10 protein-coding genes are annotated in these 14,627 nt (G+C 70.9%); all 10 read right to left on the reverse strand.

The window, feature by feature from the left end:
- Nucleotides 1-64 precede the first annotated feature (64 nt).
- Nucleotides 65-1,306, reverse strand: coding sequence for a glycosyltransferase (locus tag KF708C_RS25965; protein ID WP_059413844.1), 1,242 nt, complete (start codon nucleotides 1,304-1,306; stop codon nucleotides 65-67).
- The gene (locus tag KF708C_RS25970; RefSeq protein WP_059413848.1) at nucleotides 1,303-2,769 is read right to left on the reverse strand and encodes a hypothetical protein; all 1,467 of its coding nucleotides are present in this window, start codon (nucleotides 2,767-2,769) and stop codon (nucleotides 1,303-1,305) included. The genes KF708C_RS25965 and KF708C_RS25970 overlap by 4 nt, the downstream gene beginning before the upstream one ends.
- A gap of 226 nt (nucleotides 2,770-2,995) precedes the next feature.
- A complete protein-coding gene (locus KF708C_RS25975; protein WP_059413911.1) occupies nucleotides 2,996-4,300 on the reverse strand; it encodes a glycosyltransferase WbuB in 1,305 nt (434 codons plus the stop codon).
- Between the two features lie 56 nt (nucleotides 4,301-4,356).
- Nucleotides 4,357-5,535 carry a glycosyltransferase family 4 protein gene (locus KF708C_RS25980; protein ID WP_059413850.1) on the reverse strand — a complete coding sequence of 393 codons (1,179 nt, stop codon included), beginning with the start codon at nucleotides 5,533-5,535 and terminating at the stop codon, nucleotides 4,357-4,359.
- A gap of 19 nt (nucleotides 5,536-5,554) precedes the next feature.
- Nucleotides 5,555-6,544: a GDP-L-fucose synthase family protein gene (locus KF708C_RS25985; protein ID WP_059413852.1), complete on the reverse strand. Its 990-nt coding sequence runs from the start codon at nucleotides 6,542-6,544 to the stop codon at nucleotides 5,555-5,557.
- Nucleotides 6,545-6,585: 41 nt separating this feature from the next.
- On the reverse strand, nucleotides 6,586-7,704 hold the full coding sequence (gene gmd / locus KF708C_RS25990) for a GDP-mannose 4,6-dehydratase (protein WP_059413854.1): 1,119 nt from the start codon (nucleotides 7,702-7,704) through the stop codon (nucleotides 6,586-6,588).
- Nucleotides 7,705-7,770: 66 nt separating this feature from the next.
- Nucleotides 7,771-9,996, reverse strand: a complete 2,226-nt coding sequence (locus KF708C_RS25995; protein WP_059413856.1) for a polysaccharide biosynthesis tyrosine autokinase — start codon at nucleotides 9,994-9,996, stop codon at nucleotides 7,771-7,773.
- 72 nt (nucleotides 9,997-10,068) lie between these two features.
- On the reverse strand, nucleotides 10,069-11,448 hold the full coding sequence (locus KF708C_RS26000) for an undecaprenyl-phosphate glucose phosphotransferase (protein ID WP_059413858.1): 1,380 nt from the start codon (nucleotides 11,446-11,448) through the stop codon (nucleotides 10,069-10,071).
- A 110-nt stretch (nucleotides 11,449-11,558) separates the two neighbouring features.
- Entirely contained in the window at nucleotides 11,559-13,052 is a 1,494-nt protein-coding gene (locus KF708C_RS26005) for a mannose-1-phosphate guanylyltransferase/mannose-6-phosphate isomerase (RefSeq protein ID WP_043367387.1), read from the reverse strand.
- Between the two features lie 200 nt (nucleotides 13,053-13,252).
- Nucleotides 13,253-14,257, reverse strand: a complete 1,005-nt coding sequence (locus KF708C_RS26010) for a GlxA family transcriptional regulator (protein WP_029044265.1) — start codon at nucleotides 14,255-14,257, stop codon at nucleotides 13,253-13,255.
- Between the last annotated feature and the right edge of the window lie 370 nt (nucleotides 14,258-14,627).

Here is a 14,627-nt window from a genome sequence, read left to right on the forward strand (position 1 = left end):
TTGCGCCAACGGCGGCCAAGCGCGCCCGCCCTCGCCTCCCCTCGCCTGTTCTTCCGCGCCGGCGTCAGCCGTCGCCGGCGCGCCAGCCCGGCACCGGCACCGCGCGCGCGGCCTCCTGCGCCGGCTTGCGGCCATGCTCGTGCGCGGGCGGCTCGGCCTGCAGCACGCGCAGCAGGTCGCCGGCCATGCCCTCGACCGAGAAGCGCCGCGCGAAGCTGGCCTGCGCGCACGCGCGCATGGCACCGCGCTCGCGCTCGCCCAGGGCGAACCAGCAGCGCAGCAGCGCTTCCGTGCCCTGCGCCGTGTCCGGCGCGGCCAGGCCGGCGCCGTCGCCCTCGACCTCGCGCCAGATGTTCACCTTGTCGGAGATCAGCACCGGCACGCCGCACGCCATCGCCTCGGCCACCGCGATGCCGAAGTTCTCCTGGTGCGAAGGCAGCACGAACACGTCGCTGGCGCGGAACGCGCCCCATTTCATCGGGCCGTCGAGCATGCCGGGCCAGCTCACGCGCGCGCCGATGCCGGCCGCCGCCGCCTGCGCGCGCAGCCGTTCGCCCCAGCCCGCGCCGTCGGGGCCGGCCATCACCAGGTGCGCGTCGGGATAGCGCGCGGCGGCGCGGCCGAACGCCTCGATCAGCAGGTCGCAGCCTTTTTTCTCGTGGATGCGGCCGAGGAACAGCACGATGCGCTTGCCGCGCAGCTCGGGATGCGCGGCCAGGAAGCGCTCGCGCGGCGGCACGCCGGGCGCGTCTTCCGGCGGCGGCGCCTGCGTGCCGAAGCTGACCACGCGCGCGCGCGCCCGGTACAGCCAGAACGACCGAGCGGCCAGACGGCGCTCTTCCTCGGCGGTAAACAGCACCGCCCGCGCGTCGCGCAGCACGCGGTATTCCGCCCACGGCCAGTACAGCCATTTCTTCAGGTGCTTGAGCGGATAGGCGCGCTTGAACCACGGGTCGAGCATGCCGTGCGGGTAGACGTAGTAGGGCACGTCCAGCTTGCGCAGCGCGCGCCAGGTCCCGAAGCCGTGGTATTGCCACAGGCCGTTGACGATCACCGCGTCGAACTCGCGCGCGTGCGCGCGCAGCCACGGCACCAGCCGCGGCGAATAGTGATAGAAGCCGCGCGCCGGCCCGAGCGCATGCAGCGGCAGCGTGAAGCCGGCCACGCCGGGCGCGTCCGGCGCGTCGAGCGACAGCACCTCGACCTTGTGGCCCAGCGCCAGCAGCTGGGCGCTGCCCTGGCGCACGCTTTCCACCGGACCGCCGCCGCGCGGATCGACCGACGCCAGTACATGGAGGATCTTCATGTGGACGCCCCGCTCGGTTGATGGCGCAGGCGCGGCACCTGCGCGGCCGGGTCCGCCGCGGCTGCCGCGACCACCGCCGGCGCCGGCAGCGGCAGCGGATGCGGGTAGGCGCCGCCGGGCAGCGGCGGCCACGCCGGCGCGACCGGCCCGGCAGCCTCGGCAGCCGGCGCTTCCTGCCTGCCGCGGGCCTCGGCGCGCAGCAGGCGCGCATGCGTGGCCACCAGCAGGCCCAGCGCCACGCCGTACAGCAGGCCCGAGAAGCGCGGCCCGAGCGGATTGCCGCCGATCGAGGCGGCCGGCAGCGAGGCCAGCACCAGCAGCGCGCGCCCGAGCACGGCCAGGTACGGCGCGTCCGGCGCCACGCGGCGCCAGTGGCGGTAGGCCACGCTGCCGCGGTACAGCGCGTACAGCACGATCGCCGGCAGGGCGATGCCGAACAGCAGGCCGCCGGCGAACAACTGGTAGACCCAGAAGTTGTGCCCGGCCGTCCATTCGTTGATGGCGTAGAACTCCTTCTCGGTCATCTGCCCGGTGAGCGCCGGCAGGTAGGCCGGCGAATAGCGGTAGTAGTGCCCGTAGCCCTTGCCGACCAGCAGCGAGGTCTTGTTCTGCGTGACCTGGTCGTACTGGTCCTTGAGCTCGGCCAGGCGCGTGGCGGTGGTCGGGTCGATGCCGGACTCGGTCGCCTTGGCCGCGGCGAGGCGCTGCGTCCAGTGCGCGGCGACGCTCGGGAACAGCGCCGAGCCGATCAGCGCGGTGCCGCCCGCGAGCGTGGCCGTGATGACCGTGGCACGCAGCGCCGCGCGCATCAGGTGCCGGATCGACGGCGCGCTGAGCCAGGTCGCGAACAGGAACAGCAGGGCCGTGCCGACCAGCAGGCTGCGCGTCACGCTCAGCATCTCGATCACCACGCTGACGATGAACAGCAGCAGGTTCATCTTCGTCACCCGCCGCGCGATGACAAACTCATGCAGCAGCACGCCCTGCAGCACCAGGAAGGCCGGCGAGACGATGCGAAAGCGCACGTTCTCCAGCCCGCCGCCGACCGCCATGCCATAGGCGAAGGTAAACAGCAGCGACACCGCCACCGCGTTGAACATGACGCCCTCGATGTACGCCAGCCGGTCCTCCGGCCACGGATGGCGCGCCGCCAGGTAGCCGAGCAGCAGCAGCAGGAACGGCAGCAGCACGCGCAGGTAGTTGCCGAGGTCGTTGCCCTGCACGAGCTGGGCCACCAGGCTGCCCGGCACCGTCAGCAGCAGCGCCGCCATCGCCAGCCGGCTCAGTTGCGTGCGCCCGGTGAAGCGCGGCGCGATCAGCGCCAGCGCCGCGGCCGCGCCGACGGCGGGCACCGTCAGCAGGATCTGCAGGATCCGCGTGCCGTTCTCGTCCACGCTCTTGAAGTCGAGCGCGAGCGGATACAGCATCAGCCAGATCCACAGCGGTGCGAAGCGGTTGCGCATGGCGGCAGCCCTCCGTCAGCCGCGGCGGGCCCGCGCGGCGCGCGCGCGCCGCCGCGCCGGCCGGCCCGCGCATGGCGCGGCCATGCCGCTGCCCGCGGGCAGCGCTGCCTGTTGTGTAGCGGACATCTTGCTTTTCCCCCAACTGTTCTTGTACCCGTCCAGCCCGGCTTGCCTGTTCCTCCGCTCTCCCCTTGTCCTTTGCCTGTTCCCTACGTGTGTTGCGGCGCTACTCCGTCTTGCCCGGCCGCAACGCGTGCGCCGCCAGGTCTTCCGCGCCGCGCGGGTCCGCCGCCTGCGGCTGCTCGGGGCCCTCGCCGCACAGCGCGCGCAGCCGCGCGTCGAGGCGCGCGAGCACGGCGCCGGAGGACAGCGTGGCCTCGGCATAGGCGCGCGCCGCCGCGCCCAGCCCGGCGCGGCGCGCGGCGTCCGCGGCCAGCGTCTTGATGGCGGTGGCGAGCGCATCGATGTCGTCGGGCGGCACCGCCACGCCGCGCCCCGCCACCGCGGCGAACAGCTCGGTGCCGGCATTGGCCATCGCCACGGTCGGGCGGCCGCTGGCCAGCATGCCGGTGAGCTTGGACGGCATCACGAGGTCGGCCGCGTCGCCGCGCTGCGGCAGCACGTGGATGTCCGCGAGGTTGAGCAGCTCGTTGAGGCGGTCGGCCGGCTGCAGCGGCAGGAAGCGGCAGTTCTCCAGGCCCGCGCAGTAGGTCTCGAGCATGGGCCGCGCCGGGCCGGTGCCGCAGAACACGAAGGTGATGCCGGCATGGCCGGCCAGCGCCGCCACCGCGCACACCAGCACTTCCAGGCCCTGCTTCTCGCCCATGTTGCCGGCGTACAGCACCACGATCTGCCCGGGCGCGATGCCGAGCTCCCCGCGATAGGCGCTGGGCCGCCCGAGCGGAAAGATCGCCGCGGTGTCGACCCAGTTCGGCAGGCGGAACACGCGCGCGGCGCTCACGCCCTTGCGCGCGGCGTGCTCGGCCATCTTTTCCGAGATGGTGGACACCACGTCGAAGCGGCGCATCAGGAAGCGCTCCACCGCCAGCGCCGCGCGCCGCAGCCACGGGCGCCGCAGCAGGCCCAGCCCGAAGGCGGCGTCGACCTCGTAGTCCTGCACGTGCAGCCAGCTCCTGGCGCCGGCCAGGCGCGCCAGCGCCAGCGCCGCCGGCACGCTCATCAGGCTGGGCGCCACCGCGATGACGGCGTGCGGGCGCCACGCGGCCTGCGCCGCCAGCGCGGGCAGCGCGCCCAGCGCGAAGCTGGCCAGGTGCAGCAGGCGCGTGGCGCCGGTGGGCCGGCGCGGCACCCACAGCGGGGCGCGGTAGACCCGCACCCCGCCGCGCCACTCGCGGCTGTAGCGCGTGGCCGAATAGCCTTCGCCGACGCGCCAGTCCGGGTAGTAGGGCGGCGCGCAGACCACGCGGACCTCGTGGCCGGCGGCCGCCAGCGCCTCGGCCATCTCGGCCGTGTACTTGCCGGTTCCGGTCAGCTCCGGTGCGTAGTTCTGTCCGCAGACGAGGATTCTCACGGGTCGCTCCATCGAATTTGCGCGCGTGGCCCTGGGGCCGGGATGCCGCCGGCGCTTCAGGTCCGCACGCCGCCGGCGTGCTGGCGCAGGTCCGGCTCGCTGAGCATCGCCGCGCAGCCGCGCGCGATGTTCGATGCCGCGCTGGCGGGATCGAAGCGCCGGATCACGGCCAGGCAGCGCTCGGCGGTGGCCTGGGTATCGGCGAAGGCCGCCACCGCGCGCGCCATGCCGGCCTGCAGCGCGGCGGCGTCGCGCACCGGCACCGCGAAGCCGGTCTCGCCTTCCAGCACCAGTTCGGGCACGCAGCCGCAGATGTCGCTGGCCACCGTCGGGCAGCCGTGGCTGAGCGCCTCGTTGACCACCAGGCCCCACGGCTCGCTGTAGCTCGGCAGCACCATGCACAGCGCGCGGTAGTACTCCTGCGACAGCTCCTCGTCCTGCTTGCTGCCGACCAGCTCCACCGCGTCCTCGATGCCGAGGCTGGCCGCCATCTGGCGCAGCGTGCCGGCCAGCGGGCCGGTGCCGACCATGCGCAGCGTCGCCGCGGGCAGTTGCCCGCGCAGCCCGGCGAAGGCGACCAGCAGGGTATCGAGCCCCTTTTCCTCGGACAGCCGGCCCACGTAGAGGAACACCGGCTTGCCGTCGGCGCGGTGGCTCAGCCGCTGGCGCACCACCTGCTCGGGCTGGTACGTGGCCGGCATGGCGGCCGCCTGGCATGGCGTGAAGATGCGCTCGGGCCGCGCGCCGAGCGACATCAGGTATTCGCGGCTGCGCTCGCCGAAGCCGAAATAGCCGTGGCACAGCGAGAAGAACAGCCGCTTGGGAATCGACGTCACCATGCGCCGCGGCCGGTCGTGCCCGGTGGAGTCGCAGAACACCGCGCGCCGCTTGCCGGTGACGATGCAGGCCAGCAGCATGGCCCAGTATTCGGGCCGGTGGTAGCCGGGCAGCACCACCAGCTCGCTCCTGGCCTTGATCACTTCCCAGGTCAGGCGCGCGGTCATCTTCCAGCGCGGCACGTCCTCGTAGCAGCCGGCGTAGAGCTGGTGCATCGGGTACTTGTGGAACGAGTAGTCGACGTCGGAGAAGCCCACGCGGTAGTACTCGGTCTCCGCGATCTGCACCATCGTGTAGCGGATCGGGCTGGCCGCCGACTGGCTGTACAGCGCCGACAGCACGGCGCCCTTGTGGCGCGACCAGACGACGTTGTGGAATATGGTCACTGAAGCTGCCATGATTCGCTCCTTTATCTCGTCACTCGATGACGGCGCTTGCCTGTGCGCCGGCCTCGGCCGGCGCACCCCCGGGCATCACGCCGTCCCTGCGCGCCGCGTACTCCCGGTAGACGGCTTCGAGGCCTTGGTCGAGGCCGATCGCGGGCTGCCAGCCAAGCTGCGCGAGGCGCGACACGTCGAGCCGCTTGCTCGGCGTGCCGTCCGGCTTCGCGGCGTCGAACACCAGGCCGCCGCGAAAACCCGCCACGCGGCAGATGCGCTCGGCCAGCTCGCGGATCGGCAGGTCGGCGCCGGTGCCCACGTTGAACACGCCTTCGGCCACGCCGCGCTCGAGCACGAACAGCGTCGCCGCGGCGAGGTCGTCGACGTGGAGGAATTCGCGCCGCGGCGTGCCGGTGCCCCAGACCTGCAGGCTCGGCGCGCCCTCCTTGACCGCGGTGTAGGCCTTGCTGACCAGCGCCGGCAGCACGTGGCTGGTGGCCAGGTCGTAGTTGTCGTTGGGGCCGTACAGGTTGGTCGGCATCAGCGAGACGTAGCGCGTGCCGTACTGCCGGTTGTAGGCCTCGCACAGCTTCAGCCCGGCGATCTTGGCGATGGCGTAGGCCTCGTTGGTGCGCTCCAGCGGCCCGCTCAGCAGGTACTCCTCGCGGATCGGCTGCGGGCAGTCGCGCGGATAGATGCACGACGAGCCGAAGAACACCAGCCGGCCCACGCCGGCCTGGTAGGCGGCGTGGATCACGTTGGTCTCGATCGCCAGGTTCTCGTAGAGGAAGTTGACCGGCCGCAGCGCGTTGGCGAGGATGCCGCCGACGCGCGCCGCGGCCAGCAGCACCACGTCGATGCCCTCGTCGGCGAAGAAGCGGTGCACCGCGCCCTGGTCGGTCAGGTCCAGCTCGGCGCGGCTGCGCGTGACGAGGTTGCGGTATCCCGCGGCGCGCAGCCGGCGCAGCAGCGCGGAGCCCACCATGCCGTTGTGCCCGGCGATATAGATGACGGCGTCTTTTTTCATGGCTCTCGATGCTCGATGGTCGTTTCGCTTGCGGATCGGCCCTACTCGTGGTGTTCCAGCGCCTGGAAGCCGGCCAGCGTCACCAGCGCGTCGCGCCGGGCGATCTGGAAGTCGGCCCGCACCATCTCCTTGACCAGCCTGGAGAACGGCGTGGCGGGCGACCAGCCGAGCTTGTCGTGGGCCTTGGACGGATCGCCGAGCAGCGTCTCCACCTCGGTCGGGCGGAAGTACTTGGGATCCACGCGCACGATCACCTTGCCCGGCGACAGGCGGGTCTCCTTGCCCTGCACGCGCTCGACCACGCCCACCTCGTCCACGCCCGTGCCTTCGAAACGCACCGTCACGCCGAGCTCGGCCGCGGCGCACTGCACGAACTCGCGCACGCTGTATTGCACGCCGGTGGCGATGACGAAGTCCTCGGGCTTTTCCTGCTGCAGCATCAGCCACTGCATCTCGACGTAGTCGCGCGCGTGGCCCCAGTCGCGCAGCGCCGACAGGTTGCCCAGGTAGAACTCGTCCTGCAGCCCGACGGCGATGCGCGAGATCGCGCGCGTGATCTTGCGCGTGACGAAGGTCTCGCCGCGCACCGGGCTTTCGTGGTTGAACAGGATGCCGTTGCAGGCGTACATGCCGTAGGCCTCGCGGTAGTTGACCGTGATCCAGTAGGCGTAGAGCTTGGCCACCGCGTAGGGGCTGCGCGGATAGAACGGCGTGGTTTCCTTCTGCGGAATCTCCTGCACCAGGCCGTACAGCTCGGAGGTGGAGGCCTGGTAGAAGCGCGTCTTCTTCTCCAGCCCGAGGATGCGGATGGCCTCGAGCAGACGCAGCGTGCCGAGGCCGTCGGCGTTGGCGGTGTACTCGGGTTCCTCGAACGACACCGCCACGTGGCTCTGCGCCGCCAGGTTGTAAATCTCGTCGGGCAGCACCTGCTGGATCACGCGCAGCATGCTGGCCGCGTCGGTCAGGTCGCCGTGATGCAGGAACAGGCGCCGGTCGGGGTCATGCGGCTCGCGGTAGAGATGGTCGATGCGGTCGGTGTTGAACAGCGACGTGCGGCGCTTCACGCCGTGCACCTCGTATCCCTTTTCCAGCAGCAGCTCCGCGAGGTAGGAGCCATCCTGTCCGGTGATGCCTGTGATCAGAGCAACCTTGTGCGACATTGCGTTTCTCCTGCCGTGCGTTGGTGTTGGTGGGGCGGGTGTGAGGAAGAGGCGGCCGGCGCCCGGCTAGCGCGCGCCGCCCTGGTAGCCGTAGTAGCCGCCGTAGCTCGAGCGCAGCTGCAGCGGCGGCTTGGGCACGTCGGTCAGCAGCACGCCCTGCAGCAGCACGCTGCCGTTGTTCAGGCGCCGCGCGGTCTCGGCCACCTCGTTGGCGGAATGGCGGCCGTGCCGCACCACCAGCAGCGTGGTGCCGGCGTGCCGGCCCAGCAGCGCGGCGTCGGTCACGGCGAGCACGGGCGGCGTGTCGATGATCACCATGTCGTAGCGCTGCTTGAAGCAGTCGAGCAGGGAGTCCAGGCGGTCGCCCATCAGCAGCTCGGCCGGGTCGCCCGGCAGCGTGCCGCGCGGCAGCACGTCCAGCCCCGGCAGCACGTCATGCGCGACCGCCGATTCGATGTCGGTGCCCATCAGCGCGTCCGACAGGCCCGGCACCTGCGGCAGGCCGAAATGCGAGTGGACCTCGCCGCGGCGCATGTCGCCGTCGATCAGCAGCACGCGCTTGCGTCCGGTGGCCACCAGCGCGGCCAGGTTGACCGACATGAACGACTTGCCCGCGTCCTGGCTGGCGCCGGTGAGCATCACCACGTTGTTCCTGGCGCTGGCCAGCGCGCCCTGCAGGCTGGTGCGCAGGCTGCGCACGCCCTCCACCGCGATGTCGTCCGGCGCGCGCGCGGCCAGCACGCTCTGGCGGCTGCGGCCCAGGCGCAGCTCGCGCTGCAGGCGCAACTGGGTGCGGCTGCGCGGCACCACCGCGCACACCGGCACGCCCAGCATCCGCTCGAGCTCCTGCGGGTTCTCCACGCCGCCCCACAGCCCCTTGCGCAGGAACGCCAGCAGCGCGCCCAGCACCAGCCCCACGCCGCCGCTGATGAGCACCAGCACGGCGCGCTGCGGGCGCACCGGCTCGTCGGCCGGCTCGGCGAAGTCCACCACGCGCACGTTGCCCACCTGCCCGGCCTTGATCACGCGCAGTTGCTGGGCGTTGTTGAGCAGGTTGGTGTACAGCTCGGTGTTGACGCGCACGTCGCGTTCGAGCCGCACCGCGGTCTGCTCGGTGTCGGGCAGCACCGAGACGCGGCGCTTGAGCGCGCCCTGCTGCGCGGTCAGCGTGGCGATCTGCGCGGTGATCGCGCTTACCGCCGGGTTCTCGTCGGTATAGAGCGTGCGCACCTCGGCCAGGCGCGTGGTCAGCTTGTCGAGCGAGGCCTTGTTGTCGACGATCTGCTGCAGCAGCAGCCGGCTTTCCTCGCCCAGGTTGACGGTGCCCTGGCGGTTGCGGAAGGCGTTGTAGCGCTCCTCGGCCTGGTCCACCTGCTTGCGCAGCGCCGGCAGCTGCTGGTCGAGGAAGGCCAGCGTGTGCTCGGCCTCGGCCGAGCGGCGGCCGATGTCCTGCTGCACGAACTGGCGCGCGATGGTGTTGATGATGTCGGCGGTGAGCTTGGCGCTGGGCCCTTCGATGCTGGCGCGGATGATGCCGGACTGCAGCGCCAGCTCGCCCACCGAGAGCGCGCGCTGCACGCGCTCCACGGTGCCCACGGTGGAATAGCGCACCAGCTCGAACTGCGAGCCCTTGCGCCCGGCCAGCTCGTCCACGCGCACGCTGACCGGGCCCAGCGGCGTGGCGGCGCTGGCTTCCTCGCCCACGCGCCCCTGCAGCACGGCCTTGCCCTCGGGGTCGCGCACGGTGAAGCTGCGCTCGCCGTCGGACACCAGCACGAAGCGCTTGCCATAGAACTTCTGCGGCGTCTCGAACGACGACACCGTGATCGACTCGGCGCCCCAGGCGTAGTCGGACAGGCCCAGCAGCGTGGTGGGCGCCGCCATGCCGTCGTTGAGCGACGCCAGCCAGCGCCCGACCACGGGGAAGTAACGCGGCCCGGCGGCGATGTCCAGATGCAGCTTGCGCACCGCCTCTTCCACCACCAGCCGCGAGCGCAGCAGCTCGGTCTCGGCCGCCGCGGTGGACTTGGAGTCGAAGATCGACGACAGCGTCTGCAGCGAATTCTGGTTCTGGTTGTTGGGGTTGCCCTTGCTGTCCTCGACCTGGATCAGCGCGTCGGCGCGGTAGACCGGGCTTTGCAGCAGCGCGAAGGCGGTGCCCGCCAGCAGCGCGACCAGCGTGACCGCCGCGATCATGCGCCAGTTCTCCAGCAGCGTGACGAGGTAGTCGGACAGGCGAAGCTCCGTGGCGCTGGAGACGTCGGTGTACTGGGTATCGAACTTGGCAGCCATAACAAGCGACTCCCTGATGGCGATTGCTTCCCGCCGGGGGCTGCGCCAGCGCAGTCCCCGGTCCCCTCTGTGTCAGTACGCGTTGCGGTGGATCAGCCCCTTGGCCACGGTGGCCGCGATGATGCGCATGTCCAGCGCGAACGACCAGTTGCCGAGGTAGTACAGGTCGCAGGCGATGCGGCCTTCCATCTTCTCGATGCGGTCGGTCTCGCCGCGGAAGCCGTTGACCTGGGCCCAGCCGGTGATGCCGGGCTTGACGCGGTAGCGGTGGATATAGCCGCTCACCAGCTTCTGGTACTGGTCGTCGTGCTCGATGGCGTGCGGGCGCGGGCCCACCACCGACATGTCGCCGCGCAGCACGTTGAAGAACTGCGGCAGCTCGTCCAGGCTGGTGCGGCGCAGGAAGGCGCCCACGCGCGTGATGCGCGGGTCGTCGCGGGTGGCCTGCGTGACCACGCCCGTGGCTTCCACGTGCGCGCGCATCGAGCGGAACTTGTAGATGGTGAAGATGCGGCCGTCGGTGCTCTTGCGCTTCTGCTTGAACAGCACCGGCCCCGGCGACGAGAGCTTGACCGCGATGGCGATGGCCAGCAGCAGCGGCGACAGCCCGACCAGCGCGGCGGCGGCGAACAGGCGGTCGAACACGTCCTTCTGCCGCAGCGCGCTGTCGGACAGCGGCGAGGCCACCAGGTTGATGGCGGGCATGCCGATCAGGCTGATGGTGCCGCTGTCGAACAGCGCCAGGCTGCGCAGGTCCGGCATGAAGCGCACGTTGACCAGTTCCTCGCGGAACTCCGCCACGAACTCCAGGATGGTGCGCTCCTCCGACAGCGGCAGCGCCAGCCACACTTCATGGATGTCCTGCGAGCGGATGTAGCGGTGGAACGCGGCGCGGTCCTCGAAGGTGGGCACCTTCACGTTGAGGCTGCCCACCGCCGGCGCCACGTTGAACGCCGCCACCACGCGAAAGCCCGAGGCCGGCGCCGCCGCGCTGCGGCGGATCACCGCGCTGCAGTGCGCGCCGCAGCCCACCACCGCGACCTTGTGCAGGTTCATGCCGGCGCTGCGCATCTGCCCCAGCACGCCGTGCGTGAGCAGGCGCGAGAGGATCAGCAGCGCGCCGGTGGAAGCCGTCCAGTAGACGAACCACAACCGCGACACGGTGGCGGCGTGGTGCAGCGAGAACAGCACCATGATGCCGCACAGCTGCACCAGCAGCCAGGCCAGCGCGAGGTGTCCGGCCAGCCCGAACTTGGAGCGCCCGCGCCACGACTCGTAGATGCCGAAGGCCGGGAACAGCGCCAGCGTGAAGGCCACCGACAAGGCGAGGAAAACGTCGTAGAAGGTGCGCTGCGCCATCTCGTCGAAGCGGATGTGCGAAGCGATGGCGGCGCCCGCGAACACCAGCGCGACGTCCAGCAGGCGCGCCAGCAAGCCTTCGATCTTCAGCATTTCCCCTCTCCCGATGCCTTCCCGCCACGGCCCGGGACCACGCCCGCGCCACGTCTTGCCGCCCGTTCTTCCGCCGCCTCCCCGCGGCGCCCCCGCCCGTGCGCGCCGCGTCAGGCGCAGCGCCCGTAGGTGTCGTCCACGCGCACGATGTCGTCCTCGCCGAGATAGCCGCCGGACTGCACCTCGATGATTTCCAGCGGCAGCTTCCCGGGGTTTTCCAGCCGGTGGAGCACGCCCAGCGGGATGAAGGTGGACTGGTTTTCGCTGAGCAGGAACTTCTCCTCGCCGCGCACCACCAGCGCGGTGCCGCTGACCACCACCCAGTGCTCGGCGCGGTGGTGATGCAGCTGCAGCGACAGGCGCGCGCCGGGCTGCACCACGATGCGCTTGACCTGGAAGCGGTCGCCGTGCTCGATGGAGTCGTAGAAGCCCCACGGGCGCCGCACCTTGCGGTGGGCGTCGGCTTCCGGCGCGTGCTGGATCTTCATGCGCGCCACCACGTCCTTGACGTCCTGCACGTGCGAGCGGTCCACCACCAGCACCGCGTCGGCGGTCTCTACCACCACGATGTTGCTGGTGCCCACGCAGGCCACCAGGCGGCCGTCGGAATGCACGTAGCTGGAGTGCGCGCCCTCGAACACCACGCGCCCGCGCGCGGCGTTGCCGGCGGTGTCCTTGTCCATCGCGTCCCACACCGCGTCCCACGAGCCGAGGTCGGACCAGCCCGCCTCGAGCGGCACCACCACGCCGCGGCAGGGCGCGTCGCCGCAGTCGAGCCGCTCCATCACGGCGTAGTCGATCGAGTCCGAGGGGCTCAGCAGGAACTGCCGCGCGCACGGCCGGAAGAACTGGCCGTCCTGCTCGCCTTCGGCGGCCGCGGCGACGCACATTTCGTGGATGGCCGGGTGCAGCGATTCGATGGCCTTGAGCCAGACCGAGGCGCGCACCACGAAGATGCCGCTGTTCCACCAGTAGTTGCCGCTGGCCACGTACTGCGCGGCCAGCTCCAGCGCCGGCTTTTCGACGAAGCGCTCCATGTGGCGCACGCCGTCGGCCATCGGCTCGCCGAGCTTGATGTAGCCGTAGCCGGTGTCGGGCCGCGTGGGCGGCACGCCGAGCGTGACGATGGCGCCCTGCTCCGCGTGGCTGGCGGCCAGCGCCAGCGCGCGGTGGAAGGCGCCGGTGTCGGGGATGGCGTGATCGGCGGGCATCACCACCAGGATCGCGTCGGCGCCGTCGGCGCGCGCCAGCGTGGCGGCCAGTGTCAGCGCGGGCGCGGTGTTGCGGCGCGCCGGCTCCACCACCAGCCGGCCCTGCATGCCGCCGGCCTGCAGCTGCTCGGCGGTGACGAAGCGATGCTCGTCGCCGCACACGATGATGGCGGTGGCGTCCACCGGGTGCCGGCCGGAGAAGCCCTGCATGCGCCGCACGGTGGCCTGCAGCAGCGAGTCCGGGCCGACCAGATCGATCAGCTGCTTGGGAAAGTGCTCCCGCGACAACGGCCACAGCCGCGTGCCGGCGCCGCCGGCCAGCACCACCGGCGTGATGCGCAGGCGCGCGGCCACGTCCTGCGCCTGCGCGGGCGCCGCTGCCGGCGCTTGCATGGATGGCGCCGACTGCATCGGCAACGTCCCGGCCACGGCTTCCACGAGCGTCTTCGACATATCCCTGCCCTCCTCGATCGGGAGCCGCGCTCCCGGCGCGCCGCGCAGCGCGTCGCCCGTTGTCCGATGCGGCATCGCGCATGCGCGGCGATGCCGCCTGCGCTGCGCCCTGTGCAGCTGCCGCGGTGCGCGCATGGCGCTCACCCCGCGCAGGCGATGCCGGCCTTGCTGCGCTGGCGGTACTCGGTCGGCGAGATCGACATGCGCTTGCGGAAGATCTTGGCCAGCCGGTCGCCATTGCCCATGCCGCAGCGGCGCGCCACCTTGTCGACCGGCAGCTCGGTCTCGGCGAGGAAGCTGCAGGCGGTGTCGAGCCGCGCATGCAGCAGGTAGTCGGACGGCGTCACGCCCATCTCGAGCTTGAAGCGGCGCAGGAAGTTGCGCTCGCTCATGGTCGCCACCTGGGCCGCGTCGGACACGGAGATCTGCTGCTCGCAGTGCTCGTGCAGCCACCGCGCGGCGGCGCGGATCTTGTCGCCCACGCTGGTGGTGCCGGTGTCGGCCAGGCGCGGCATCAGGCGCGCGGTCCAGGCCGGCATCACGCGGCTGCCCACCGCGCGCGCCACGTCCAGGCCGAGATCGCGCTTGATGAGCGTGAGCGCGCTGCGCACCAGCTCGTACTGCTCGCCCGATTCGTCGGCGCTGTGCAGCCCGTAGACCACATTGCCGTGCTCGCCGCCCTGCGACTTGAGGATGCCCGCGGCGGCCAGCACCGCGCGCCCTTCCGCGATCGGACGCACCGTCGCGGTCCGCGGCGTCACCACGCGCAGCCAGCGCAGCAGCCGCTCGTCGGCCGCGGCATTGCGCGCGCCGGCGCCGCCGGCGATGAACAGCACGTCGAAGCCGGCGAACTCGCGCGGGTCGAGCCCGTCGGTCCAGACCCGCAGCGCCGACGAGCAGGCCACGCTGCCGCCATCCACGGACAGCAGCTGGACGTCGTAGGCGGCTTCCTTGCCCGCGCCGGACGCGGAGCATTCATTGGCAGTCTGGAACAGCTCTGCCACCAGACCGGCACCTAGTAGTGAAAATCCGTCGAACAGGAGAATACCGACGCGTCGCGCGGCGCACTTGGAACGATTAATGGAAGTACTAAACGAGGAACTGAGCCAACTAACCGTCGCCGGTTCGAGCTGCGCATAGGGCATGGTTTTCCCCCCATTGAATTGACCGTTTCCTTCGAGAATTTTTTAATTGGTGTTGCGTTGCATCGTAGACATCCCGAAACCGTAGGAATACGGCGGTGTCGGAAAGTAGCGAAGTGTTGGCGGAAGGCGTCCGTCTATCAGAATAATCCCTGAAAAGTCCGTGCGACTCCCACTCCACCAGCAGGATTTAGGCCTGCTCGACGGTGCCAGCCCGGCTCCGGGGCGGCTTTGGACAACGCTCTTGCACTGTAGTGCAGCATGTTGCGAAGCAGCAAATATGGCGTAAAAACCAGTGCGCGCCAGCGAACATAGTGACCAATTAAAGTGCATGCCGGCATATAGGCAAGCCATTAACTTTTGCTTACAATTT

The sequence above is a fragment of the Cupriavidus basilensis genome (genome assembly GCF_000876015.1).
Lineage (GTDB): Bacteria > Pseudomonadota > Gammaproteobacteria > Burkholderiales > Burkholderiaceae > Cupriavidus > Cupriavidus basilensis_B.